Below are 26273 nucleotides of genomic sequence, written 5' to 3'. Positions count from 1 at the left end.
CCTTTTATTAATCTCTTAGTGTTAAACCAAGTTTTTCATTTAATGAATTGATAATATTACTCATTGTAGTTGTTATATCATCTTCTTCTAATGTTTTTTCATGATTTTGAAGTACAAATCTAATAGTTAAACTATCTTTATCACCTAATTTTTCATCACTATAAATATCGATTAAATTAAATTGTTTGATATTTTCATCATTTATAGAGTTTATTACACTTTTAATCTCTTTATATTCTAATGATTTAGGTACAACAATACTTAAATCTTTTTTTGAAGCTTGAAATTTAGAGTATTTATCAACTTTTGTTAAATCATTTTTGATTTTATCAAAATCAATCTCTGCTATAAAAGTATCACTTAAATCATAATCATTTGCAACACTTGGGTGAAGTTTTGAAATAAATCCAATCTTTTCACCATCAACTATTACTGAAGCATTTTGATATGGATGGATTAAATCATTTTCAATTTTTTCCAATGGCTCTAGGTCAAATTTTCCAATTGTATTTAAAACTTTTTTAGCAAATAAGTAGAAATCAATATTTTCTGGCTTACCAGAATTTGAGATTGATTCAAGCTCTTTTTGTCCAGAAAATACAAATGATACTTTAGTTGATTCATTTCTATTAACATCAAATACTTTTCCAATTTCAAAAAATGCCATAGATTTTAAACCAAATTTTACATTATTTGCACAAGCTTCAACTAGGTTAAGTAAAATTGTTGTTCTAAATGTATCTAACTCTTTAACAATAGGATTTAAAACATCAAGCTCTTCTTTTACAGTAGGAAGTGAATATTTTTGTAGTTTTTCTTTGTCTGCAAATACATAAGTTAATGTTTCATAAAATCCATTTGTAATAGCTTTAGCTCTTAAATCATTTTTCTTAATTAAATTAATTGAAGTTTGATTTACTCTATTTACTTCATCAATTGCAAGTGGTTTTGCTTTGATATTATCAATACCAATAATTCTTACAACCTCTTCTGTAATATCAGCTATATTTTTTATGTCATGTCTGTATAATGGAATTTTAATACTAAAAACATCTTTATCTGTATCTTTTACTTCAAAACCTAATGAGCTTAAAATTTTCTCAATTTTTACTTTTTCTATATCTTGACCAATAATTGCATTGATTTTATTAATATTTGCATCAATCATTAGCTCTTCATCTGTATCTAAAGAAAGTTCTCTACCATTGTAGATTTTTGCACCAAATTTTGAAATAAATGTACAAAAAATATCTATCCCCATTTTAATATCTGGTTCACTTCCCCTTGAACTTTTATAGTAAACATCACCAGTTTTTTTCTTAGTTTCAAATACTTTTTTAGATAAATTTTCAGGGTTTGTGTAACTTGCTTCAATAATATATTCACTATCTTTATCAAGATTTATATCATTGTGAGAGATACAAATAGTACTTAGCCTTTCATTTCCTGTAACTGTGTCAAAACCATTTTCATCTTTATCAAGTGTAATTGTTGCAATAGAGTCTTGAGTTTTTGCATCAGATTTTGCGTAAGCATTTAAAATAACACCAGTTGAGTGTGTGATATAAGTTAATGCATCATCTAAATCTTTTTCTTTAAATTTATCAATAATTCCAACTCTTAGTCTTTGTAATACAGGAAGTTTAAAATCTTTTGTATTTGCAACTGTATAGATAAAAATTGAATCTAAGTCAGATTTAGTTTGAACCTCTAAAACCTGTCCAATACCTAAATTATTTGTTTCAATTTCAATCTCTTGTTCAATTAGTGGAATATTATAAAATGCTCTTAATTCTCTTGCTACACCATTGATACTTAAACAATCACCTCTATTTGCAGTTAATTCAATCTCAATAATATCATCATTTAAAAGAGGATAATCACCCAATTGTTTACCAATAATTAATTCACCAATTGAATCATCTAATTCTAAAATTCCATCATTTAATTTTGCAAGACCAATTTCAGTTGATGAACAAATCATACCATTTGATTCAACACCTCTAAGTTTTGCTTTTTTTATTTTAAAACCACCACCTAAATCACAACCGTTTACAGCTACTGGCACATATTGACCTGCCGCTACATTTTTAGCTCCACATACAATTTGTACAGTTTCTGATCCAATATCAACTTGGCAGATGTTTAATTTATCAGCGTCTGGGTGTTTTTCTTTTTCTAAAACTTTTCCAACAACAACATTTTTAGGAATTTTTTGCTTCTCTAAACTATCAACTTCTAATCCAATTGAGTTTAAAGTTTTACAAATATCTTCTGTACTTATTGATGAAATATCAATATATTCTTGTAACCATGTTCTAGTAACTATCATTTAAACTGTCCTAATAATCTTATGTCGCTTTCGAATAGAGATCTTAAATCTCCAATATTATGAATAAGCATTGCGAATCTTTCAACACCTAATCCAAATGCGTACCCTGATTTGTTTTCATAACCTACTGCTTTAAATACGTTTTGATCAACTACTCCACAACCAAGAACTTCTAACCATCCTGTGTGTGAGCATACTCTACATCCATCACCTTTACAAAATACACATGAGATATCAACTTCTGCTGATGGTTCTGTAAATGGGAAAAATGAAGGTCTAAATCTAACATCAACATCCCCAAACATATGGTGTAAAAATTCTACTAATACATGCTTTAAGTTAGCAAATGAAATTTTATCTGCTTCATCAACAACTAATGCTTCAATTTGGTGGAACATTGGTGTGTGAGTTAAGTCAAAATCTCTTCTAAATACTGTACCTGGTGCAATCATTCTAATTGGAGTAGGTTGGTTTAACATAGTTCTTATTTGTGTAGGAGAAGTATGTGTTCTTAAAAGTGTGTAGTCTTTATTGTAAAATGTATCTTGCATATCACGTGCTGGGTGATATTTAGGTAAATTTAATGCTTCAAAGTTGTGGAAATCATCTTCTACTAATGGACCTTCTTCTACTGCAAAATTTAAATTTTGGAAATATTCTATAATTCTATCCATTGTTAATGCTACAGGATGAACTGCACCACATGAAAGCTCATTATTGAATCTTGTTACATCAATTTTATCAGCTTTTAATTTAGCTTCTAGTGCTTCTTTTTCTAAAACAATTTTTTTTGTTTCTAGTGCTTCTATTATTTCTGCTTTTTGTTTATTTAAGTTTGCTGCAAATTCTTTTTTTTCTGGACCTGGAATATCCTTCATTTTTGCAAACTGTGCAGTAATAACACCTTTCTTACCTAAAGTCTCAACTCTCAAGTTTTCTAGTACTTCAAGTGATTCGGCACTATTGATTTTTTCTAGCCATTGCGTCACTTTTGTTCTCCTGCTTTATTGTGTGTATCTATAATTTTTAGGGATTATACTCAAAAATTTATTAGAGATTGGTTATAATATTTTTTAAACTATTTAAAGGGAAATCTATGTGTATTTTTTGCAAAATTGTAAATGGTGAAATACCTAATCAAACAGTACTTGAAGATGAAAACTTTTTAGCATTTAATGATATTAATCCAGCTAGAAAAATTCATGTTTTAGTTATTCCAAAAGAACATTATGATTCATTTGATGTTGTTCCACCAAAGATTATGGCAGATATGACTGAGTTTATTCAAAAAACAGTTTCAAAACTGGGTATTAGAGAGTCAGGTTACAGATTAATTACAAATATTGGAAGTGATGGAGGACAAGAGGTGCCACACTTACATTTTCATATAATTGGTGGAGAACCAGCTGGAAAACTAGTTAGATAGGAGTTTAACAAACTCTTATCTTAACCTTCATATCTTCCTAAGTTCATTAATTTTTCATATTTTAATTGAAGTCTTTGTGCTGGAGTTAATTTTTTTAACTCTTCTAAGGTAGATAAAAAATAATCCCCTAATGCTTTAATCGCCTCATCTTTTTGTCTATGAGCACCAATTAAAGGTTCATTTACTACATCATCAACTAATTCTAATTCTTTTAAATTCTCAGCTGTAATTTTTAATGCATTTGCTGCAGTTTCAACTTTTGCAGGGTCATTCCATAAAATTGCAGAACATCCTTCTGGTGAAATAACTGCATATACTGAGTATCTCATCATAGCTAATTTATCTGCAACAGATATTGCTAAAGCTCCACCTGAACCACCTTCACCAATTACAACAGATACCGTTGGAACTGTTAAATCAGAAAATTCATAAAGATTTTTTGCAATAGCTTCTGATTGATTTCTCTCTTCAGCTCCAATTCCAGGATATGCACCCGGAGTGTCAACTAACATTAAAATCGGAATTCCAAATTTTTCAGCTAGATTTGCAGCTCTTAAAGCTTTTCTATATCCTTCAGGACTTGGCATACCAAAGTTTCTTTTGATTTTACCTTTAGTTCCTCGTCCTTTTTGTTCACCAATAACCATAACTTTTTCATTACCAATATAACCTAAATAACAAACAATAGCATGGTCATCAACATAGTGTCTATCACCATGAATCTCATAGGCATTTGTCATTAATCCATTGATATAGTCCATTGCATATGGTCTATCAGGATGTCTTGCTAATTGAAGTTTTTGATAATCACTTAAATTTTTAAAAGTTTTTTCAACTTCTTTTTCTAATTTTTTCTCTAATATCTCTACAGCGTGATCATCATTTTTAGTTTTTGCAACTATAATATCTTCTTCTATTTTTTTTATTTTGTCTTCAAAATCTAAATAAGTTGCCAAAATTTAGTCCCTTAAAATTACTTAATTTTTTTAAATATTACTGATGCGTTAGTTCCACCAAAACCGAAGTTATTACTCATAACTGTATCAAGATTAGTTTCTCTTGCTGTATGAGGAACATAATCAAGAGGACAATTTTCATCTTGGTTTTGAATATTAATTGTTGGAGGAATAATCCCATCATTTAGTGCTTTAATTGCAAAAATTGCTTCAATTGCACCTGCTGCACCTAAGCAGTGTCCAATTTGTCCTTTTGTTGAAGTAACAGGAGGAGCATTTTCAGCACCTTCAAATAATTCAACAATTGCTTTAGACTCATTAACATCTCCAACAGGAGTTGAAGTACCATGAGTATTTATATAATCAATTTTAATTTTTTCACCAGTTGTTGCTTCTGCCATATTAATAGCAGCTTTCATTGCTCTTAATGGACCATCCATTACAGGCGCAGTAATATGGTTAGCATCTGCAGATTCACCAAAACCAATAACTTCACAGTAGATTTTAGCACCTCTTGCAACTGCTGCTTCATACTCTTCAAGTACTAATGCACCAGCACCTTCACCCATTACAAATCCATCTCTATCTTTGTCAAATGGTCTTGAAGCAGTTTTTGGGTCATCATTTCTAGTTGATAATGCTTTCATTGCAGCAAAACCACCAACACCAGCACCACAAATAGCAGATTCTGCTCCTACAACTAAAACTTTGTCAGCACCATTAATTTTAATAGTTTTTACTGCATCATTTAGCGCATGTGTTGAAGCTGCACAAGCAGTAACATGTGATAAAGAAGGACCTCTTAAATTATGTTCAATTGAAATAAATCCACCTAACATATTTACTAATGATGATGGGATAAAGAATGGTGAAATTCTTTTTGGACCTCTATTTTCACAAACAACTGAGTTCTTTTCAATTGTAGATAATCCACCAATACCAGATGCAGAAATTAAACCAAATCTATCAGCAATAGAATCATCTACTTTTTTATTCTCTTCATTTACAAAACCAGAATCAATCATTGCTTCTAAAGCAGCTTTAATACCTAGTTGAATAAATCTATCAGCTTTTTTAACCTCTTTTTTATCCATTACAGTAGTTGGATCGAAATCTTTTACTTCACCTGCAATTTGTACAGGATATTCACTTGCATCAAAAAGTGTGATTTTATCAATACCACAAACTCCATCAACAACCGCCTTAAACGATTCCTCAACACTATGACCTACAGAATTAATTGTTCCTAAACCAGTTATAACAACTCTTCTCATTAAACATGCTCCACATCAAATATTTTTATAATTCAATCTTTTAAGAAAAACTCAATAATAGAAATAAAAAGCTAGAAAAAAAGCCAGTATATCTACTGGCTTTCACATAATTTACAAAGCTTATAAATTACGCGTTATCTTCGATGTATTTAATAGCGTCAGCCACTGTTAAAATACCTTCTGCATCTTCATCAGGGATTTCGATATCGAATTTTTCTTCTAACGCCATAACTAATTCTACAACGTCAAGTGAATCTGCACCTAAATCCTCAATAAATTTAGAATCCTCTTTAACTTCAGCTGGATCACAATCTAATTGTTCAACAACAACTTCTTTTACATCATCTAATAATGCCATACTCATTTCCTTTTATAAAATTATCGCCAAATTATACCACAAAAAAATTTAATTAATCTTTCTTATACGTATAACCCACCATTTACTTTTAATATTTCACCCGTAATATACGAAGAATGGTCACTTAAAAGAAAAGCAACTGCATCTGCAATTTCTTTAGGTTGTCCGAATCTTGATAATGGAATATTTTTTTCATATTCCGCTTTAACTTCATCTTTTAACTCATCAGTCATATCTGTTTGAATAAAACCTGGAGTTACTGCATTATATCTAATTCCTCTTGCTGCTGCTTCTTTAGCAAATGATTTAGTCATTGCATTTAATCCACCTTTACTAGCGGAATAGTTAGTTTGGCCAGGATTTCCCATTTCTCCAACAATTGAAGAGATATTTACAATAGAACCAAACTTCTTTTTACCCATAGCTTTTAAAGCACCTTTACATCCAATAAATGCAGATGTTAAGTTTGCAGCAATAACATCATTAAAATCTTCAACTGACATTCTTAATGCTAATTTATCTTTAGTAATACCAGCATTATTTACTAAGTAAGATAATTGTCCATCGGCATCAACGATAGTTTTAATAGCAGCTGTAAATTCATCCTCTTTTGTTACATCTGCTTTTACAATTGCAGCTTGTCCACCAGCAGATTCTATCTCTTCTTTGATTTTTTCTGCAGCTTCGGCACCACTTCTATAATTAATCCATACTTTTAAACCATAGCTTGCTAAAGTTTTTGCAATTTCTGCACCAATTCCCCTTGATGCACCAGTAACAAGTACATTTGTTCCTGTAAAATTCATACTTTATTTCCTTTTAAAAATTTAATTTTGCACATTATATCTAAACGCCTCTTTTATTGTCCCAAACTCTTATATGAAGTCTATCACAATATTTAAAACCATTTTCTATTGACATATCAATTACTGTTTCACAATTTGCATTAATCTCTTGGGCTGTATCCCCCATAGGCATTAGATATACTTCTACCTTTGGAATTTTGGATAATATATCTTTAATCTCTTTAATTGCTTGATTTTTAAAATCTTTATCAATAACAAATTTTAAATATGAGTCTTTTGATTTGTTGATAATTGATGTTAATGTATCAATATTAACTCTTTTTTTTAGGGGCTCTAAAGAGTTTGATAATTTTACGCTCATTGAAAAAAGTATTTTTTCTTGATATTCTTGTGTGAAATTAATATTTAATGAGGCATTTGTTTCTATTGTAACTTTGTAATTATTCTCTACATAATATTTTAACAAAGATTGGAATTCCTCATTTTGCCAATAAAGTAGTGGTTCCCCACCAGTTATTACAATATCAACATTGTAATTTGGTTTTAACTCTTCAACTTTTTTTATAATATCATCACAAGACATTTTATGCCATTGCTCTTTAAAAGCTGTGTCAACTGCATAATATGAGTCACATGAACATTTTTTAATACCACTTGGAGTCTCATATTCAACATTAAAGCCAACACATTTCATATTACATTTACCAACTCTAATAAAAATTGAAGGTGTTCCTATTAATTTTCCTTCACCTTGAATTGTTGGTCCAAAGATTTCATTTATTTCAAGCATTAAATTTTCATCTCTTTTTATTTTTTTGCAATACTACCATTTTAAACTTAGATTAGATTTTTATTCATCGCAAAATGTAATTCTATTTTTTCCTCTTTTTTTAGATTTGTATAAAAGTTCATCTACCCTTTTATATATAGTTTCTGCGGTATCATTTTTAAGAACTTGAACAAGTCCCCCACTAACTGTTATTGGAGTTTTATCATCGATTTTTAGATTTTCTCTTAACAACTCGAGCAATTTGTTAGAAACTATTTTTGCTGTTTCAAGTTTTGTATTTGGAAGTAATATTGCAAACTCTTCTCCACCCATTCTATACAATTCATCATTTACTCTAATATGTTCTTTTACTATTTCACAAAAGTTTATTAATACTTCATCTCCCTTATGATGTCCAAAGGTGTCATTTATTTTTTTAAAGTCATCTAAATCAACATAAATTATGGAGAAAAAGATATTGTATCTTGAGTATTCATTTAAAAGTTCATTTATTTTTTCATTATATGCGTTTCTATTGTAAGCTTTTGTTAGAGAATCTCTTAATGCTTGTTCTCTTATTTCTCGTGTTTGTTCTTTTACTTTTTGTTCAAGGTTTTCATTTAATTCTCTTAATTGTATCTCTTGTTTTTTCTTTTGTGATATATCAATTATCATTCCAATAAATTCAAAATCATCTTTTTGTTTAAAATCCTTATTTTCTAAAGCATTTGCAGAAAAATCAACAATTAAATTTGTTTTATCTTTTTTTATTAAAACTACTTCACCACTAAAGGTTCTTTTTTCTTTTATTTGTTTGAAAAGTTTTATTTCAAGTATTTTATCTTTTTTGTATATATTTTTTATATTTTGTCCAATGATTTCATCTTTTTCAAATCCTAACATTTTAGTAAATTTTTCATTTGTCCATAAAAAATGGTTGTTTTTTACATGAAAAATCCCAGCAGTTTTTAGTTGAATAAGTGCAGACTTTTCGGCATTTAATTTATTGTTCAACTTTTCTTGGAGTTTTAATTTTTCCATTTTTGTTAGGTGATATTTATATAAAGTTATAATCAAAATAAAAATTAAAAAACCAAGAATATATATTAAGTGGGTATTGCTTTTTTCAATTTTATACTCTTTTAAAATATATCTTTGCCTAATTTGATTGAATTTTTTGTTTTTTTCAAGGTAGATAATTGTTTTATTTAAAATATTTTTTAATAAGTCTAAATCTTTATTTACAGCTAATCCCCCACTAATTTTTGCATTTGTTAAAATTTCATTTACTTTAAATTTATCAAAACCGTATTTTTGTATTATTCTCTCTGCGTAAATCCCTAAAGATAAAAATGATGTATGTTCATCTTTAGAAATAATATTCATAATTTTATCAATATCTTTTTCTACAATAATATTTAATTCAGGATAAACATCATTAATAAGTCTTTTATGAACCTCAAAAAGTACATAAAAAACTCTATCTTTTGGTATCTTATCAGGTACATTAATTACCGGTACTTTTATTGATGAGATAATCCAAAAATCATCCCATAAAAATGGAGTGGTAACTTCATAATTTTTAAATCTTTTTGATTCTGGTGATACAGATGAGATTAAATGACATTTACCATTTTTTGCTTTTTCATTTAATTGCGTATTTGAATTCGAGGCAATACCATTAAATTTTATATTTAGTAATTTGGAAATATCATTTAAATATTCACCCATTATACCTATGACTTTTTTTGATTTTACACCATCAAAGGGGTAGAAATTATATTGAGTACATACATTAAATTCATTATTTTGAGATAAAAAAAGTTCCTCTTCTTTGTTTAAAATAAACATTTTATTGTTTGTATTTTTATAAATAAAATCATCAAGTTTATTGAAATCAAATTTATTTTCAAATTGTAAGGAAAAATTTGAAGCGATTTGTCTAATTTTAATTGGATCTAAATTTCCAAAATTTTTTAAATCTCCCGCTAATTTTTTAAGTTTTGTTGCCTCATAAATCAGTGCTTTTTTACTTTTTCCTTGTGTATTGTATTTTTCTAAAATTAAATCTACTGTTTCCTCAATATGTTCAAAGGCATAAATCCATCCTTTTATAGTTGCATTATGAAAATTCTCAACAATTTTTGGATTTTCCTTTAAAAATTTATTACTAGTATAAAGCATATCTCCATAAAAATCTATACCCCAATCTTTTGGATTGATTATTAAAGATTTGAAACCTTTTTCTTTTAATCTAAAGGGTTCATTTGAGATATATCCACTTATTAAATCAGTTTTTCCATTTATTAAATCATCAATTTTAAAGCTTGGTTTTTTGTGAATAAAGTTAACTCTTGAATTAATTAATAGATTTTCAATTGCGATATTTCCAACGGAATATTTTGGTATTTCAATGATTTTATTTTCTAGTTTTCTTGGGTGATCAAGACCATTTTTTTCAAGTCCAACTAAAACCATTGGTGAGTGTTGATAAATTGAAAGTAAAGCTGTAATCTCTTTACCACTCATCTTTTCAAAAATTATTGTAGAATCACCAACTGCAAAATCATAACTTCCATTTATAATTGAATTAATTGGGTTTTTTTCTTGCAGTTCATCAATTTTTACATTTAGATTTAACTCATCATAAAAACCCTTTTCTTTTGCCATATAAAATCCAGCAAACTGAAATTGATGTTTCCATTTAAGTTGGAGTGAGACATTATTTTTTCCATATAAAAAATTAAATGGAGAAAAAAGAAAAATAAAAGCAAGGAAAAGTAATCTCATAATCAATCCTTGTTGCAATTAATAATTATAGCACAAGAGTTGAAGATTCAATCTAAGATATTGTCTTTTCAACCTTATGCAAATACATGACTTTTACTTTTTGGTGTCTCTGCAAATTCTACACTTGCTACTTTTATCCCTATTTTAGACATTTTTTCTTGAGCAATCTCTAAAAACCAAGCAGATAAATTTTCACTTGTTGGTACAAAATTAACTAATATATAACCCTCATACATCTCTAAAATATGTTTTGGCTCATTTTTTATTTTTGTTAAGTCAGGAATATAATAGCCCTCATTAAATTTAATTAACTCATCTTTTTTATAATGGGGTAATAAAGTTTCAAATAGTGGGTCATTTAAATCAAGTATAAATTTATGATCTAATGTCTCATCTAAAAAGGCTTTAAACCAATTTAGGTGTTTAAAATCTGTAACCATTCCATTTTGTAATTGTGATGATTCAAGGTAAATTACAACTTTACCTTGATGTCCATGAAGGTGCCTACACTTTAAACATGGGTCTAATGAAAACTCTGGGTTTAGTTCTTGTGACCAAACTCTATGACCATAACAAAAGTCAAATGATTTAGAAATTTTCCAAGTCAAAATTAAGCCTTATAAGGAATCGGGTCTATTATATTTGCTTCTTTAAAACCATTAAGTCTTAATCTACATGAATCACAAACTCCACAAGCTTCATCTTCTTCTTTATAACATGACCATGTATGTTTTAAAGGTACATCTAACTCAATTGCCTTTTTAACAATATCTTTTTTCATAAGTTTAACAAGGGGAGTTTTTATTTCTATTTTTGTTGTTTCTTTAGTCCCTTCATTTATTGCACTAGTCATTTTAGAAATAAATGAATCAGTACAATCTGGATACCCAGAACTATCCTCTTCAACAACTCCAATAAATAGTGCTTGGGCTTCCTCTTTTTCTGCAATTGCAGTTGCTATTGATAAAAATATACCATTTCTAAAGGGTACATAGGTAATTGGAACACCTGGTTCAACACCACCCGTTGGTACATCAATTGAAGCATCTGTTAATGCACTCGCTCCAATTTGAGTGAAAAATGGGATATCGATTTCATATTTTTCTTCAATTTGTAAATCATTACAAATATCTCTAAAGGCTTTTAATTCCCTTTTTTCTGTTCTTTGTCCATAATTAAAATGAACTGCAATAATCTCATAACCTTCATTTTTAGCTATATAAGAGCTAAGTGTAGAATCCATTCCTCCACTTAAAATACAAACTGCTCTTTTAGTTAATTTGTTACTCATATGTTAAAAAATCCTTACTATTTTTTTCAAAGAAGTTCCAATTTATTGGTAAAATTTTTATTGTTGAATCTTTTTTAATATTTGAAACATTTTCATCTAAGACAATTAAACAATTACTTCTACTTAGAGTTGAAACCATACCAGGGCTTCTTTTCTGCTCACTTATAAAATATTCACCATCAAAATATCCTGGGACAATAGTGATTCTTCCTTTTTTGTTATAAAAGTCTTCACCCATTTTTGCAACTATAAAGTTATGGTGTATTTTATTTGAACCTATCAATTTTTGAATTAATATTTTTCCAAAAAATTCAAAAATTAATGCACTTGCCAAGGGGTTTCCTGGAAGGTTTAAAATATATGTATCTCTTATTTTCCCTAAAACTGTAGGTTTTCCAGGTTTTATTTTAATCCCATCAAAAATATTTTGACAGTCAAACTCTTTAAAAGCATCTTTTGTAAAATCTGCATCTCCAACTGAAACTCCACCTGAAGTGATTATTAAATCTGCATCCAATGAATTTGTCACTAATTCTTTAATTGATTCAATTGAATCCCTTGCTTGTCCAGTAAAATCAACTTGACATCCAAGCTCTTTACATCTACTCATAAAAGTAGGCGTGTTAGAATTGTATATTTGATAATCTTCTGCTTTTTCGTAATGAAGTTTTAATTCTTCACCACTTGAAAAGATTACAATTTTTGGTTTTTTATAAACTTTTATATGTGAAATCCCTTGACTTGCCAGTAGGGTTATTTTAGAAAAGTTTATCTCATCTCCAATATTAATTAAAGGTTCGTCTTCATTAATATCTTCACCAATATATCTTATGTGTTGAAACTTTTTTATTGTATTTGGTACTTTAATTTTGTCATTGTCTAGGTATTGGCAATCCTCTTTAGGGATAATTGCTGTACAATTTTCAGGAATTCTAGCTCCTGTCATAATCTTAACAGCTTGAGAATCTTTTAGCAAAGTACTATTATCATCTCCAGCAAAAATTGTATCTACAATACTTAACTCTTCATCTTTATTTTCATAAATTATTCCATATCCATCCATTGCAGAATTGTTAAATCTAGGTAAAGAGATTTTAGCAATAATATCTTGGGCACTTATTCTTCCATGTGCATCTTCAATGGGGATAATTTCAAATTTTAGAGTTGTATTTATATTTATGATTTTATTTAATGCTTCACTTACATCTATAGCCATATGCCTATCCTTTTTTTATGACAACTAGGATATAATAGCGAAATTTTTTAAAAGTGAGATTAACGTATGGAATTGATGAGTGGGGCAATACAAACACATGTACTTGCTGTTTATATATTTTTAATAATTATGATTTTTAATTTTTATTCAGTTATTAGTGTAAAAGATTTTATAAAATTAGCAAAAAGATTAAAATTTATGACTCCTTTATACCATTTTTCAAATGCAGTGATTATGTATACAGGTGCAATTGTTGCTTTTTATGCAACAACATTTTCTTTTACAATAGGACTGATGATTCCTGCATCTATTTTTCTTTTAGTAATTGAGATTAAAAGATATAAAAAAATGAGAGTTATAAAAAGTGATGATGTAAAACTTCAAGAAGAGTTTTTAGTTTATGCGAAAAAAATATATACTATTGAGATTATGGTTTTAATTGCAGTTTATATTATAAGTAAAGTTTTTTAATATGCAATTCTCTTATCATGAAAATAGTGGTCAAGAGATCCTAGAAATTGAAAATGATTTATATAAATATTTAATTAAAGCAAGACGTCATAAAGAAAATGACCAAATAGCTTTTAGAAATTTAAAAGATTCAAAAATTTATTTTTATACTTTAGTTGAAATAAATAGACGGAATGCTATAGCAAAACTAGTTTCAAGCGAAGAAAAAATAATAGAAAATCAAAAAGAGCTTCATCTTGTATGGTGTATGGTTGACCCTAAAACAGTTGAAAAATCTATTGCTTCTTTAAATGAAATTGGTGTAAAAAAAATCACTTTTGTATATTGTGAATATTCACAAAAAAACTTTAAATTAAATTTAGAAAAATTAGAGAAAATATTAATTAATTCATCAAGTCAATGTGGTAGAAGTTCAATTATCAAATTAGAAATTAGTACTGATTTAGAGAAGTTCTTAGAAGAAAACAATGATTGTTATGCTTTAGATTTTTCAAAAAACTCTATAGAATCAAAAAAAGATGATATTAAAACTATTGTTTTGGGTTGTGAAGGTGGTTTTTCTATTGATGAAAGAAAACTTTTTGATGATGAAAAAATTGTTGGATTTGATTCGAGTTTAATATTAAGAAGTGAAACTGCAGCTATTTCTTTAGCTTCAAAGATTTTAATTTAAGAAGAGTTTACTCTTCTTAAATTACCAAGACCTTACAATTGAGTGACATCTTGCACAGGCATTTAAAATGTCAGAATATGCATTAGCTGCATTGATATAAGCTTTACCTTCTAAGTTTAGTTCTAAAATACTTACATCAAGATCTATTCTTTTTGCTGCATTTTCTGCAACATTTACCATATGTTTTTTTTCATTTGGTAAATAAGCAGAAATTACTTTTTTATCTGAAAACATTGTGTTTCCATCTTTTACTAGTTTCGCTCCACTTTTGATCAACTCAAGATTATTGTGTAAAAAACCTTGTTGAATTTGAGTCATTCCCTCTGTCATTACAGACATTGACTTCTTCATTACATCCTCAGCAGATGCAACTGACAGTGTAAGAACTGCTGCTGTTAATATATTTAATAGTTTCATACTATTACTCCCCTTATTGAATAATTAATAACTATTATAGTATTAATAATATTAAAATAATAAAAAAAGGGATGACTTTGTCATCCCTTTATGCGTAAAAGTAACACTAGTGAATAACCATTCTTAGTGTACTTCTCTCCATTTACTTGCTTTCCATAAAAATGCAAAGATAGCAAAAATAACTAAGTAGATTAAGAACTTAGGTCCTAAAGCCTCTCTTTCAGCTTTTTTAGAATCACCAACTTCTTCCATATATGCAATAACTTGAGTTTCAGCTTCTTCAGTTAAACCAACTCTAGGCATTGCTGTACCTTCTAAGTGTTTTTGAGGGTCATTAACAAATGTATGTAAATACTCAGCACCTCTTGATCTAATATATTGAGATAAATCTGGTGGAATTTTACCCATATATGCTTTGATATTTGCAGTAGGTGTTTTTGCTGCCATAGTACCTTTCATCATATCACCATATTTAATTCCATGACATCTTTGACAAGCATCAGTAAATACTTCTTTATTTGTCATCTCTTTTGGTGCAATAGATTGTAAGTAAGCTACCATATCAGCAATCTCTTGAGGTTGCATCCAATCATAACCTGGCATTGGATGAACTCTTCCATCTACAAATTTATGCTCAACTTTTGATGCCTTAGCAGGATTTTTAATAAATGCTGCTAAATAGTCTGCATTATAAAGTTTACCAGCAGTACTTAAATCTGGTGGTACAACTCCATATGCAGCTGCAGCGCTAGCATCATCCATCAATTGTGGAAATCCAACTTTTTCAATAGAGTGACAAGCAGTACAGTTTGATTGAACTAAAGTAGCTCCATTCTCTGCATTACCAGCCATTCCATTTAATCCCTCTACATCTTTAAATTTATAATCTGCAGGTGCAACATGTGGGTGCATTTGAGAGTGTGCAAATGGCTCAACTCCCCAATATGTAATAAGTGTTAAAGCAGCAACAACTGCTAAAATTTTTAATTCTCTCATGCGTCACCCCTTTTTTTAGCATCTAGTTTTGTAATAATTGGTAATGCTAGGAATAGTATTATAAATACCATTGCTGCAACGAAACCTATATATGCATTTACACCTGTTGGAGGTAATTTTCCCCAAACTGTTAATACAATTAAGTCTGCCATTAATACCCAGAACCAAATAAAGAATTTAGGTCTTTTATGAGCTGGTAAAATTTTTGAATCTCTATCTAACCATGGCAATACTAAGAAAATAGCATTAGCAAAACCAAATGCAGCAAGACCAATATCAAATGCTTTAATAGGACCAACATCAAAGAAGAAACCTCTTAATACTTCATATGACCATAAGAAATACCACTCTGGATAAATGTGCGCAGGAGTAACCATGTTATCAGCAGGATCGAAGTTAACTGGGTCCATTGCAAAGTTATAGTGGAAGAACACTAAGTAGAAATAGAAAATTAAGAAAATACCAAGTACAGCTAAATCTTTTGAGATAAACACTGGCCAGAAAGGAATAACTTTTGACTCTTTTTTGTTTCCTGATAAATATTTTTCAGCTTCTTCATCAAAATCAATATCTTCAGAAGTTTGGTTATTTACGTGAGGAATTCTTAATGTATAGAAGTGTAATACAATAATACCCATAATAACTAAAGGTAAAAGGAATACGTGTAACATAAAGAATCTTGTTAAAGTAGCATCAGCAACGTTAAAGTCACCTCTAATCCATACAACTAATGCATCACCAATAACTGGAATACCACCAAATAAGTTTGTAATAACCATTGCAGCCCAGTAAGACATTTGTCCCCATGGTAACATATATCCAGAGAATCCAGCAGCAGAGAATGTCATAAATAATAACATACCTGAAATCCAAATCATTTCTCTACCTTGTTTATAAGAACCATAGTAGATACCTGTAAACATGTGAATATAGATAATTAAGAATACAACAGAAGCTGCAACACCATGCATATGTCTAAATAACCAACCAAATGCAACCTCTTGCATAATTGTATAGTTTACTGAATCAAATGCTAAGTTTACATCTGGTTTGTAGTACATCATTAAGAATAATCCAGAGATTACTAAGATACCAAATGTAGTAGCTAAAAGAACACCCATCGCCCATAAAAAGTTAATATCTTTTGGAATCCAGTATTCTGTCATTAAAACTTTATTTAAAGTTGTAGTGTTAAGCCTTTGGTCTAACCATTCCCCAACAGAGTTTGCTTTTTCAAATTTTGCCATCTACAACTCCTTATGCCATCATCGCAGCAGCGATTTTTTGATATTCAGGACCTTCTTCACCAAGTACGATAGAAGTTCCTTTAACACTAAATGGAGGTAAATCAAGTGGTCTTGGTGGTGGTCCAAAAATTTGTTCACCACTAGCATTAAATTCTCCACCATGACAGGCACATTTCCATTGAGTTTTCTTCCATGCAGGGATACATCCAAGGTGTGTACATAGACCAATAGCTACTGTAAATTTATCATCTCCAATAACTAGATCTCTTTTGTTATCTTCCATTTCAGCTGTTTTCTTAAGAACAAAAATTGGTTTCCCTCTCCAAGTAAATGTTTCTGGTTGACCAGCTTTTAATGCACTTAAATCAATAGTTGTAAAACCACCAGCTAATACACTTGGTAACGGATCCCACACTTGCTTCATACCTACAAGTGAAGCCGCCCCACCAACTGCCGCAACAGCTGCAAATGTATAACCTAGAAAATCTCGTCTATTTGTTTCGTTAGACATTTAGCTTCCTTATTTTAAAATTAAATCTTTACATTATATTTAGAATTTACTTAAAAAAGTTTGATTTTGGTCAAAAGTGACGATTTTGTCATAGAGTTGTGCTTAAATTACACAATATTATTATAAGTTAAACTTATTAAAGACCTTTTAGTCTTTAATAAATTTTATGATTTCTTCTTCTATTTTTTCTTTAGAAATTACAGTGTCATGATTTATTTTTGCTGTAAATAATTTTTTAATAGAATCAGGTTGAACTGCATTATATTCTTTAGAAATTATATCTAAAGCTTCTTTATCAGGGTATGTTTTACTATCTTCATGTAAAGCTTGTAATACTGTTGGTGAAAATTTTGTCCATTCAGCTGTTGAATAAATAACAGTTTTTAATGGTTTTTCTTTTAATGTTTCATAAGCTTTTAAACATGTTGCTGTATGTGGATCCATAAGATAATCTTCTTTTAAAAACTCTTTGATTTTCTTAGCTCCATAAGCATCATCAGAATTTACAGCATGGAAGTAGTTTTGTAACAGTTTTGTCTCTTCTTGTGTCATTTTGAAAACTTTTTTCTCATTTAAGTCATCAAAAAACTCTTTTGTTCTATCTGCTCCATATAATGAATAGATAACTCTTTCTATATTTGAAGATTTTAAAATATCCATTGCTGGAGATTTTGTTAGTTTCAACTCTTTATTTCTAATATCATAAACTCCTGTGTTAATCCACTCTGTTAAAATATTATTTTCATTAGATGCAACTAAAAGTTTTTCAACTGGAACACCCATTTGTTGAGCATAAAAACCACCAAGTACATTTCCAAAATTACCACTTGGAACAACTAAATAGATTTTTTCGCCAAAGCTAATCTCTTCTTGTTTAAGAAGCTGTATATATGACCAAAAGTGATAGATAATTTGGAAAATAATTCTACCAAAATTTACAGAGTTTGCAGCAGATAGTTTTATACCATCATTTTCCAACTCTTCTTTAAAAGTTTTTGAAGCAAGTAGATTTTTAAGTGCAGTTTGTGCATCATCAAAGTTTCCATGAATCCCTAATACTTTTAAGTTGTCTCCATCTTCACAAACCATTTGAAGTCTTTGAACATCTGATGTCCCTCCATCTGGGTATAAACAAGCTACTTGAATATTACCTTTATTTTTAAATGTATTAAGAGCTGCTGGACCTGTATCACCAGATGTTGCAGCTAGTATTAAATATTTTTCATTTCTATTTTTTGCTATAGAAGAAAGAATTGAACCAAATGGTTGTAAAGCCATATCTTTGAAAGCTCTTGTTGGACCATGGTATTGTTCATGAACAAATAAATCATCTTTTACTTTAACTACAGGACATGGATTTGAAGGATCATCAAAGTTATCATAAAGTGCTAATGCTTTATTTATCTCCTCTTCTTCAATGTCTATTTCAAAGGCTTTTAAAATATCATAAGCTAATTGTTTATAACTCTTGTCTATATGATTTTGTATAAAATTTTCTTCTAGTTTTGGTAATTCTTTAGGTACATATAATCCTCCAAATGAAGCACTTGGACTTAATATTGCTTCACTAAAAGTTACTTCTTGTGGTTTAACTCCATCATTACCTCTTGTTTCAATAAACATTAGTTTTCCTCACTTAATAGTTTCTCTAAATCAATACCATTATTTGGATTGTCTTTTCTTAAAAATTGAGTTCCTACTCCATCACTTGTAAATAATTCAAGTAAAATAGAGTGTTCAACTCTTCCATCAATAATGTGTGCTTTATTTACACCATTATAAATTGCATCAATGCATGAATCAACTTTTGGAATCATACCACCTGCAATTGTTCCATCTTTTTTATAATTCTCTATATCATCTTTATCTAAAGAGTTTAATAGTTTTCCCTCTTTGTCTAAAACTCCAACTGTATCAGTTAAAAATAGAACTTTTTGTGCTTTTACTGCTTGAGCTACTTTAGATGCAGCAACATCTGCATTGATATTAAACCCAGGATGATTAGGCTCTGCACTGTCACCAATTGGTGCAATTACAGGTATAAATCCCTCTTCAACTAATTTATTAATCATTGTTCCATTAACTTCTGTTATAACCCCAGTATATCCAAATTTACCATTCTCTTTTGGTGTTGCTTTAATAATTGCTGAATCTTTTCCTGAAATACCAATTGCTTTTGCACCATGGTGATTTAAAAGTGATGTTATATTTTTATTTATTTCACCTGAAAGTACCATTTCAACTATTCTCATGGTATCTTCACTTGTAACTCGGTGTCCATCAACAAATTCAGATTTAATCTCAAGTTTTTCTAATAGTTCAGAAATTCTTGCTCCCCCACCATGAACAATAATAGGTTTAATACCTACAAGTGAAAGAAGAACAATATCTTCTGCAAATTTTTCTTTTAATTCAGGACTTGTTTGCGCAGAACCACCATATTTAATAACAATAGTCTTTCCATAAAATTTCTTGATATGTGGAATAGCATCAAGTAGAGTTTGAACTTTGTGTTGTTTTTTTTGCATAGGCTTATAACCTTTTGAGTAATCAATTTAATTTAAATTTGGCATTATACTCAAAATTTGCTTATTTGCTAAATTTATTAGGAGTTGATTTCAACTCCTAATATTCATCTGTTAATTCTTTATCTTTTAAAAGTTCTTTTGAAAATACAACTGATTTATTTCTTCCATTCTCTTTTGCATTATATAAAGCGATATCTGCAAATTTAACACATTGCCAAAAATTGTTTGTATGAGTAGGAAAGATTGAAGCACCTATACTAATAGTTTTATTAAAAGAAGTACTAGCAACTGGTATCTCTTTTTTTGAAAATGCAACTCTAATTTTTTCTGCAATTTCAAATACAAAATCTTCATTACAATTGTGAAGAAGTACAATAAACTCTTCCCCTCCAAATCTAATTACTATATCTGATTCTCTAGTATTTTCAATAAGTGTTTGAGACACAATTTTAATCGCTTCATCTCCTACATCATGTCCATAAGTATCATTAATCATTTTGAAGAAATCTATATCAGCCATTAAAATTCCATAAGTTATATTCGCTCTTTTTGCTTGTGAAACAATAGTTTTTAATGATTCTTCTAAATATTTTCTATTATAAAGACCAGTTAATGGGTCTGTTCTTGCTGTAAGCTCGAGTTTATACATAAGTTTTTTACTTACAATTTCTGGTTTTGCAGTATCAATATAGTCTTGAACAGAAGGTAATAAATCTCTAACTCTTTGGTGTTCCTCTTCTGTATCATTTACAATTGAAACAATAAAATCTAAATCATTAGAAATTGAATAAGGGATACAGATATGAGATTTTTTTGTTTCATAATTAAACTTGTCACACATTTTATGAAATTGACAAGAATCCACTATTGTATTTGTTCTATCTGCTCTACAACCATCTTGTGCATTACAATGAATCTCTTTTTCTATATAAATAACATTTGTATTTTTATGGGTTGTATCTGCTTCAATAAAATTGAAATCTGTTATTTTAAATTTCTCTCTTAAAATATAAGCTAATCTTTCATAAACTTCATTTATATTTTCATCATGTTCAATTGTTTTTCTAAATCTATAAATATCAGCAAGCCTATTTACTGTTGTTTTTACATCTACTAAAGGATCAATTCTTTTTCTTTTTTGATGAACTAAAAACACATTAATTTTATGTTCAATATCTTCTAATGTAGATTGAAGTTTCTCTAATAAACCGTCAATCCAACTTGCTACTTCATCACTTTCTTTTCCATTTGTTTCACCAATTCTATCTGAGTAATCACCAATTTGAGCTTTTTTCATAACCCTATTAATTGATTCAAAAAGTGTTAAAAATGGTGAAATTAATTTATTTACAAAAATTAAAATGAAAACAATCAAGATAAGTGCAATAATAGTTGTATTTGTTAGGGTTGTTATTCCTACTTCTTTTAAATCATCAACTGACATTGATATAGTAATTGCTCCTAAAGTATCACCTTCTTTTGCAGTTGTATGACAAGATAAACAATCTATACTTCCTTCAGAGTTTCCAATATATGGAATAGTTATTCTATAACTACTTTTTCCAAAGATTTTTTCTTCTACTACTGCTTTTTCTTTTCCTGTATTTAGAACTTCTTCATCAATTTTATCTCTAGCAACTTCGTTATTGTTCCCCTTACCAAATTGTTCAATCACGGCAGGAGCTCTTGATAGCCAAATATTATCAATATTTTCAAGATTCTCAATTTGTTCTAAAAATAAACTTCTGTTATCTATTACGCCATTAACCATGTGGGAAGTTAAACTGTGTTTAACAGTTTGGGCAATAGCTTTTGCTTTATTCTCAACACTTTGTATTCCATATTCTCTAAAGTTGATAAGAATATTTATAATAAGGATAATAAACATTACAGACATTACTAGAAGTAAAGACAGTGATATTTTTCTTTTTGAATTCATAAAGTTCCTTTCGAAAAAATAAATAAGATTGTAACACTTATATTCTTAAAAAAATAATTTAGTTTAATATCTAAAAATCAATTAAGTGAAAATGTTATTTTTTACTTAATAAAATTATAGTACAATCAGCTATGAAAAAATTTTTGGCATTAAAAGCTAGTGCAGGAAGTGGTAAAACATTTGCCTTAACTGTTAGATATATAAGCTTACTTTTAAAAGGTGCAAAACCTAAAGAGATATTAACCCTTACTTTTACAAATAAAGCTGCAAATGAAATGAGTGAAAGAATCTTCAAAACCTTACAAAACTTAGGTGAAGATGAAGCTTATTTAGAGCAAATAATAAAAAACTCTGGCTTTAGTAAAGAGAAAATTCTAGAAAAAAAAGAAAAAATCCTTGATGATTTTACAAATGCTTCTTTATCAATTTTCACAATTGATAAATTTGTAAATAAAATACTTAGGGAGTTTTGTGGATATTTAGGAATAAGTGATGATTTTGAGATAAAAGAGGATGATATTGAAAATTTAAGTGCTAAATTTTTAGAATCACTTTCTTTAGATGATTTTGATAAATTAATTGATTTTCAACTTTATGAGAAAAAGAAATATTCCTCTTTATTTGATGTTTTTAGTGAATTATTTGAAAAAAATGAGACCTTTAAACCTTTAAATATTGATGCAAGTTTAATAAATGTTCAAAAAGAGCAATGTATGAAGTTTGCATTCCAAGTAAAAGAACATATTCTTAATTGTACAAATGCTTCGAATAGTGCTTTAAAAGCAGTGGATTTTGAAAATTTTGATGAATTTATTACAAAATCTTGGATAACAAAAAATAGTCCAAGTGAATATAACTATTTTAAAAAATGTTCAAACGAACATCTTGAATCAATATTTTCAAATTTGAAAAATGAGATTGAAGTTTACTATAAAATTAGGGCAGGGTTTTCTTTAAGCAGATTATTTTATCTTTTTAATCTTTTTAAAGAGTATAAAACAAAATACAATAGGGCAAAAAACTATTTACACTTTAATGATATTTCAAATTTGGTATATGAGTTATTAAGTACAAGAATTGATAAAGAGTTTTTATATTTTAGATTAGATTCAAAGTTTTCACATATATTAATTGATGAGTTTCAAGATACCTCTTTACTTCAGTATAAAATTTTAGAGCCATTAATTAAAGAGATATTATCAGGAGATAATAGTTTTAAAACATTTTTTTATGTTGGAGATACTAAACAATCAATTTATAGATTTAGAGGTGGGAAAAGGGAACTTTTTGATTATGTTTTAAAAACAAACACTTTAGTTGAAGTTGAGGTTTTAAATACAAACTTTAGGTCTTGTGAAAATGTAGTAAATTTTGTAAATAATTCATTTTCACAGTTAATAAACTATGAATATCATGATCAAAATGCGATTTATAAAGGTGGATTTGTAGAAGTTTTTGAAGATGATTTTTTAGCAAATAAAGAGAAAAAAGATAATGAGTTTGAAAATATAGCAAAAAAAATATCACAACTTATGCAAAATGGCGTTAATAGTAATGATATTGCAATATTAACCTATACAAATGATGATGTGTTAAATATCTACTCTTATTTAAAAAAGATGTTTCCTAGTTTAAAAATATCCACAGAAATGACCTCAAAATTAATAAATCAAGAAAATGTAAAGGCTGTAATTAATGCAATTAAATATTTTTATTTTAAAGAGGATTTATATAAAGAAAATCTTAATGCAATAATTGGAAATGAACCTAATACAAGTTTTGATTTAGATGTAGATATAAAAAATCAAAGTGTTCAAGAAATAGTTTTACAAACGGCAGATTTATTAAAGCTAACCGATGATAATGTTATCAAATTAATTGAAGAGTGTAGTAAGTTTAAAAATATTGTTGATTTTATTTATGAAATAGATAAAATGGAAACTTCCATTGAAAATTCTGAACAAATTGGTCTTCAAATATTAACTATTTTTAAATCAAAGGGACTAGAGTTTCATACAGTATTACTTCTTGATAGAATTAAACAAAAGAATGCAGATAAAAACTCTTTACTATTTGAATATGATGATGTACATTTAAAAAATATTTATTATAAAATTGCAAATATTGAAAGCTTCAATGAGCAGTATAAAAAAGCACAAGAAAAAGAAAAAGCTTTAGCTAAAGATGATGAATTAAATATTTTATATGTTGCCATGACAAGGGCTAAAAAAAATATGATAATCTTCAAAAAGCAGAATAAGTCAGTATTTGATTTATTATCTTTAAATAAGTGTGCTATTGGTGAAGTAATAAAAAGTGATGAAAAAAGTATTAACTATGAAAAAGCAAATAAGGTTATTTATAAACCACTTGATTTAGGGACTCAAGAAAAACCTGTATCAAAAGAAAATGAAAAAGAGTATTCTTTGTATTCAAGATATTTTGGTATTGCCACACACTATTGTCTTGAGATGATGAATCAATTTGATCAAGCATCTTTAGATTATTCTATCTCTTTAGTTAAAAATAGATTTTCTAGCTATTTACATGATAATGATATTGAAAACATTAAAAAAAGAATCAAAAAATTAATTGAAAATGAAACCTTTAAAAAATTAATAGAAAATGCTAGTTTTAATAAGGAACAATCTTTACTTTATAAAGGTGAATTAAAAATTATTGATTTATTTGCTATTAAAGATAATAAATATTATATCTTTGATTATAAGACAACTAAAGATGAATTACAAGAGCATAAACTCCAAGTAAATCACTATAAAAAGGCAATTAGTAAAATTGAAAATAGTGATGAGGTATATGCTTTTATAATCTATTTAAATGAAGATGAAGCAAAACTTGTAGAGCTTAAATAAAATATCTAATTGAAGCGAAGCCAAAGGCATCAGTTTTTTTTATTTGTTCTACTTGCTTGTCATCTATAATTCCACCCAAAGCTATTATATCTAGATCTTCGAAAACTTGAATAGTTTCCCTTAGCTTACTTATTCCCTTTGGTTCACCTTTATTTGGAGTTTCAAAAATAGGAGAATATGTAATAGCATTTATATGATACTTTAAAGCCTCTTCTATATCTTTGTAGTTGTGGCAAGAGATTATTGTGTATAAATCTAGTTTTTTAGCTTCTTTGATTTTATCAAATTGTGTTGATTTAAGATGAACCCCATCCGCACCTAGTTTAGAAGCTAGCTCAAAATCAGAATTAATTAATATCTTTTCAACATTATTTTTTTTACAAATATCCACAAAACTTTTTGCTAATTCTTCAAAGTTTTCAGATTCATCATCTCTAAAACAAGCAAAATCAACTTTTTTTGAATTTAATACTTCTTGTAGTTTTTTCTCAAATGTATCTTTTTTATTTGAGTAATATAAAGGATCAGTTATCAAATAACTAATCAAGTCATTGTTCATCTATCTTTTTCCTAATAAAATGTTTCAATGATTTTATAATAGATTATATTAAATTTTAGGCATAAAAAAAGGGAAAGAATAAAATTCTTTCCCTTTAAGTTTAAAAGTTCTTATAGTTTTTTAGTGGTGATCTTCTTCAGCCATCATAACTGAACCAGCAATATAAACATAAGTTAAGATTGCAAAAATAAATGCTTGTAAGAATCCAAATGCAGCAAGCATAAAGAAACCAGCCATTGGTACAATCCATGGAACTAACATTAAAAGAACCATTGTAAACATATCATCCCCTCTAATTGAACCAAAAAGTCTGAATGATAAAGAGATGATTCTTGATAAGTGAGAAATGATTTCGATTGGGAACATTAATGGAGCTAATATAGGCATAGGTCCAGCAAAATGTTTAAAGTAATTTACAAAACCGTTCATTTTGATACCAACATAGTTATAGTAAACAAAAACAATAAGTGCTAAACTTAATGTGAAGTTGATATTTGCTGTAGGAGATTCAAAACCTGGAATAATACCAAGCATATTACTAAAGAAAATTACTAAAGCTAATGAACCAATTAATGGTAAATATCTTCTTGCATTTTCCTCTCCCATTGTATCTGCACCCATAGAGATGATTCCACCAATAAATGTTTCCATTGCATTTTGTGAACCAGTTGGTACTAGTTGCATCTTTCTAGTTGCAGCTCTAGCTAATAACATAACAATCCCTACCACTATAACAAAGTGTGATAAGATAATCCATACTTGGTCATGGCTAATAATTCCCAAGAATGTAAACAGTCTTCCTTCCATTGTCTTCCTTTTTTAAATCTTTACTTTGACTAAA

General features: G+C 28.4%; 24 protein-coding genes. 4 read left to right on the top strand and 20 right to left on the bottom strand.

Annotated elements, in window-relative coordinates; all coding sequences use genetic code 11:
* Positions 1-7 precede the first annotated feature (7 nt).
* Both pheT and pheS read right to left on the bottom strand, forming a co-directional pair.
* Positions 8-2332: a phenylalanine--tRNA ligase subunit beta gene (pheT, locus tag FDK22_RS04160; RefSeq protein WP_138151628.1), complete on the bottom strand. Its 2325-nt coding sequence runs from the start codon at positions 2330-2332 to the stop codon at positions 8-10.
* Positions 2329-3321, bottom strand: a complete 993-nt coding sequence (gene pheS / locus FDK22_RS04155) for a phenylalanine--tRNA ligase subunit alpha (RefSeq protein WP_138151627.1) — start codon at positions 3319-3321, stop codon at positions 2329-2331. Before pheS ends, pheT begins: the two co-directional genes overlap by 4 nt.
* A 107-nt stretch (positions 3322-3428) precedes the next feature.
* Here pheS and FDK22_RS04150 point away from each other — a divergent pair, with 107 nt between their 5' ends.
* On the top strand, positions 3429-3758 hold the full coding sequence (locus tag FDK22_RS04150; protein ID WP_138151626.1) for a histidine triad nucleotide-binding protein: 330 nt from the start codon (positions 3429-3431) through the stop codon (positions 3756-3758).
* A 20-nt stretch (positions 3759-3778) separates the two neighbouring features.
* Here FDK22_RS04150 and accA read toward each other — a convergent pair whose 3' ends face one another.
* The 9 genes from accA to FDK22_RS04105 all read right to left on the bottom strand — a co-directional run bounded on the left by accA (position 3779) and on the right by FDK22_RS04105 (position 13218).
* Positions 3779-4714: an acetyl-CoA carboxylase carboxyl transferase subunit alpha gene (gene accA / locus FDK22_RS04145; RefSeq protein ID WP_138151625.1), complete on the bottom strand. Its 936-nt coding sequence runs from the start codon at positions 4712-4714 to the stop codon at positions 3779-3781.
* 17 nt (positions 4715-4731) lie between these two features.
* Positions 4732-5988, bottom strand: a complete 1257-nt coding sequence (locus tag FDK22_RS04140; RefSeq protein WP_138151624.1) for a beta-ketoacyl-ACP synthase II — start codon at positions 5986-5988, stop codon at positions 4732-4734.
* Positions 5989-6115: 127 nt separating this feature from the next.
* A complete protein-coding gene (gene acpP / locus FDK22_RS04135) occupies positions 6116-6346 on the bottom strand; it encodes an acyl carrier protein (protein ID WP_044416373.1) in 231 nt (76 codons plus the stop codon).
* A gap of 62 nt (positions 6347-6408) precedes the next feature.
* Positions 6409-7152, bottom strand: a complete 744-nt coding sequence (gene fabG / locus FDK22_RS04130) for a 3-oxoacyl-ACP reductase FabG (RefSeq protein WP_138151623.1) — start codon at positions 7150-7152, stop codon at positions 6409-6411.
* 40 nt (positions 7153-7192) lie between these two features.
* On the bottom strand, positions 7193-7942 hold the full coding sequence (locus FDK22_RS04125; RefSeq protein ID WP_138151622.1) for a 7-carboxy-7-deazaguanine synthase QueE: 750 nt from the start codon (positions 7940-7942) through the stop codon (positions 7193-7195).
* Between the two features lie 60 nt (positions 7943-8002).
* Complete coding sequence (locus FDK22_RS04120; RefSeq protein ID WP_138151621.1) at positions 8003-10711, bottom strand: diguanylate cyclase; 2709 nt, start codon at positions 10709-10711, stop codon at positions 8003-8005.
* A 74-nt stretch (positions 10712-10785) separates the two neighbouring features.
* Complete coding sequence (locus FDK22_RS04115) at positions 10786-11319, bottom strand: 6-carboxytetrahydropterin synthase (RefSeq protein ID WP_138151620.1); 534 nt, start codon at positions 11317-11319, stop codon at positions 10786-10788.
* Positions 11320-11321: 2 nt separating this feature from the next.
* Positions 11322-12002 carry a 7-cyano-7-deazaguanine synthase QueC gene (gene queC / locus FDK22_RS04110; protein WP_138151619.1) on the bottom strand — a complete coding sequence of 227 codons (681 nt, stop codon included), beginning with the start codon at positions 12000-12002 and terminating at the stop codon, positions 11322-11324.
* Positions 11995-13218, bottom strand: coding sequence for a molybdopterin molybdotransferase MoeA (locus tag FDK22_RS04105; RefSeq protein WP_138151618.1), 1224 nt, complete (start codon positions 13216-13218; stop codon positions 11995-11997). The genes queC and FDK22_RS04105 overlap by 8 nt, the downstream gene beginning before the upstream one ends.
* Positions 13219-13293: 75 nt before the next feature.
* Between FDK22_RS04105 and FDK22_RS04100 the strand changes: the two genes are divergently transcribed.
* The gene (locus tag FDK22_RS04100; protein ID WP_228711628.1) at positions 13294-13689 is read left to right on the top strand and encodes a hypothetical protein; all 396 of its coding nucleotides are present in this window, start codon (positions 13294-13296) and stop codon (positions 13687-13689) included.
* A gap of 1 nt (position 13690) precedes the next feature.
* Positions 13691-14362: a 16S rRNA (uracil(1498)-N(3))-methyltransferase gene (locus tag FDK22_RS04095; protein WP_138151616.1), complete on the top strand. Its 672-nt coding sequence runs from the start codon at positions 13691-13693 to the stop codon at positions 14360-14362.
* 21 nt (positions 14363-14383) lie between these two features.
* On the opposite strand, the gene FDK22_RS04090 is transcribed toward FDK22_RS04095, so the two are convergent.
* The 7 genes from FDK22_RS04090 to FDK22_RS04060 form a co-directional block, all read right to left on the bottom strand.
* The gene (locus FDK22_RS04090; RefSeq protein WP_138151615.1) at positions 14384-14779 is read right to left on the bottom strand and encodes a hypothetical protein; all 396 of its coding nucleotides are present in this window, start codon (positions 14777-14779) and stop codon (positions 14384-14386) included.
* Positions 14780-14902: 123 nt separating this feature from the next.
* The gene (locus tag FDK22_RS04085; RefSeq protein ID WP_138151614.1) at positions 14903-15775 is read right to left on the bottom strand and encodes a c-type cytochrome; all 873 of its coding nucleotides are present in this window, start codon (positions 15773-15775) and stop codon (positions 14903-14905) included.
* A complete protein-coding gene (locus FDK22_RS04080; RefSeq protein WP_138151613.1) occupies positions 15772-17022 on the bottom strand; it encodes a cytochrome b in 1251 nt (416 codons plus the stop codon). Before FDK22_RS04080 ends, FDK22_RS04085 begins: the two co-directional genes overlap by 4 nt.
* A gap of 10 nt (positions 17023-17032) precedes the next feature.
* The gene (locus tag FDK22_RS04075; protein ID WP_138151612.1) at positions 17033-17533 is read right to left on the bottom strand and encodes a Rieske 2Fe-2S domain-containing protein; all 501 of its coding nucleotides are present in this window, start codon (positions 17531-17533) and stop codon (positions 17033-17035) included.
* A 147-nt stretch (positions 17534-17680) separates the two neighbouring features.
* Entirely contained in the window at positions 17681-19156 is a 1476-nt protein-coding gene (gene thrC / locus FDK22_RS04070) for a threonine synthase (RefSeq protein WP_138151611.1), read from the bottom strand.
* Positions 19156-20061 carry an acetylglutamate kinase gene (gene argB, locus FDK22_RS04065; protein WP_138151610.1) on the bottom strand — a complete coding sequence of 302 codons (906 nt, stop codon included), beginning with the start codon at positions 20059-20061 and terminating at the stop codon, positions 19156-19158. Before argB ends, thrC begins: the two co-directional genes overlap by 1 nt.
* 97 nt (positions 20062-20158) lie before the next feature.
* On the bottom strand, positions 20159-22000 hold the full coding sequence (locus FDK22_RS04060) for a GGDEF domain-containing protein (protein WP_138151609.1): 1842 nt from the start codon (positions 21998-22000) through the stop codon (positions 20159-20161).
* Positions 22001-22113: 113 nt separating this feature from the next.
* Between FDK22_RS04060 and FDK22_RS04055 the strand changes: the two genes are divergently transcribed.
* Positions 22114-24873 carry a RecB-like helicase gene (locus FDK22_RS04055; protein WP_228711631.1) on the top strand — a complete coding sequence of 920 codons (2760 nt, stop codon included), beginning with the start codon at positions 22114-22116 and terminating at the stop codon, positions 24871-24873.
* Here the strand turns inward: FDK22_RS04055 and FDK22_RS04050 are convergent.
* Together FDK22_RS04050 and FDK22_RS04045 are read right to left on the bottom strand one after the other, a co-directional pair.
* Positions 24866-25432, bottom strand: a complete 567-nt coding sequence (locus FDK22_RS04050) for a thiamine phosphate synthase (RefSeq protein ID WP_228711627.1) — start codon at positions 25430-25432, stop codon at positions 24866-24868. The two genes, FDK22_RS04055 and FDK22_RS04050, sit on opposite strands and share 8 nt — an antisense overlap.
* 120 nt (positions 25433-25552) lie before the next feature.
* Positions 25553-26239: a F0F1 ATP synthase subunit A gene (locus FDK22_RS04045; RefSeq protein WP_138151607.1), complete on the bottom strand. Its 687-nt coding sequence runs from the start codon at positions 26237-26239 to the stop codon at positions 25553-25555.
* Positions 26240-26273: the final 34 nt, after the last annotated feature.

It is taken from the genome of Arcobacter arenosus, from assembly GCF_005771535.1.
In the GTDB taxonomy this organism is placed as follows: domain Bacteria; phylum Campylobacterota; class Campylobacteria; order Campylobacterales; family Arcobacteraceae; genus Halarcobacter; species Halarcobacter arenosus.
This window is presented reverse-complemented; position numbering and strand designations above follow the sequence as displayed.

Coding starts and splice junctions, on each gene's coding strand:
- pheT (WP_138151628.1), bottom strand. CDS start 2,332: ATGATAGTTACTAGAACATGGTTACAAGAATATATTGATATTTCATCA.
- FDK22_RS04045 (WP_138151607.1), bottom strand. CDS start 26,239: ATGGAAGGAAGACTGTTTACATTCTTGGGAATTATTAGCCATGACCAA.
- acpP (WP_044416373.1), bottom strand. CDS start 6,346: ATGGCATTATTAGATGATGTAAAAGAAGTTGTTGTTGAACAATTAGAT.
- fabG (WP_138151623.1), bottom strand. CDS start 7,152: ATGAATTTTACAGGAACAAATGTACTTGTTACTGGTGCATCAAGGGGA.
- FDK22_RS04120 (WP_138151621.1), bottom strand. CDS start 10,711: ATGAGATTACTTTTCCTTGCTTTTATTTTTCTTTTTTCTCCATTTAAT.
- argB (WP_138151610.1), bottom strand. CDS start 20,061: ATGCAAAAAAAACAACACAAAGTTCAAACTCTACTTGATGCTATTCCA.
- FDK22_RS04105 (WP_138151618.1), bottom strand. CDS start 13,218: ATGGCTATAGATGTAAGTGAAGCATTAAATAAAATCATAAATATAAAT.
- FDK22_RS04085 (WP_138151614.1), bottom strand. CDS start 15,775: ATGAGAGAATTAAAAATTTTAGCAGTTGTTGCTGCTTTAACACTTATT.
- FDK22_RS04125 (WP_138151622.1), bottom strand. CDS start 7,942: ATGCTTGAAATAAATGAAATCTTTGGACCAACAATTCAAGGTGAAGGA.
- thrC (WP_138151611.1), bottom strand. CDS start 19,156: ATGTTTATTGAAACAAGAGGTAATGATGGAGTTAAACCACAAGAAGTA.
- FDK22_RS04150 (WP_138151626.1), top strand. CDS start 3,429: ATGTGTATTTTTTGCAAAATTGTAAATGGTGAAATACCTAATCAAACA.
- queC (WP_138151619.1), bottom strand. CDS start 12,002: ATGAGTAACAAATTAACTAAAAGAGCAGTTTGTATTTTAAGTGGAGGA.
- FDK22_RS04095 (WP_138151616.1), top strand. CDS start 13,691: ATGCAATTCTCTTATCATGAAAATAGTGGTCAAGAGATCCTAGAAATT.
- FDK22_RS04140 (WP_138151624.1), bottom strand. CDS start 5,988: ATGAGAAGAGTTGTTATAACTGGTTTAGGAACAATTAATTCTGTAGGT.
- FDK22_RS04050 (WP_228711627.1), bottom strand. CDS start 25,432: ATGAACAATGACTTGATTAGTTATTTGATAACTGATCCTTTATATTAC.
- FDK22_RS04060 (WP_138151609.1), bottom strand. CDS start 22,000: ATGAATTCAAAAAGAAAAATATCACTGTCTTTACTTCTAGTAATGTCT.
- FDK22_RS04075 (WP_138151612.1), bottom strand. CDS start 17,533: ATGTCTAACGAAACAAATAGACGAGATTTTCTAGGTTATACATTTGCA.
- FDK22_RS04080 (WP_138151613.1), bottom strand. CDS start 17,022: ATGGCAAAATTTGAAAAAGCAAACTCTGTTGGGGAATGGTTAGACCAA.
- FDK22_RS04100 (WP_228711628.1), top strand. CDS start 13,294: ATGAGTGGGGCAATACAAACACATGTACTTGCTGTTTATATATTTTTA.
- FDK22_RS04090 (WP_138151615.1), bottom strand. CDS start 14,779: ATGAAACTATTAAATATATTAACAGCAGCAGTTCTTACACTGTCAGTT.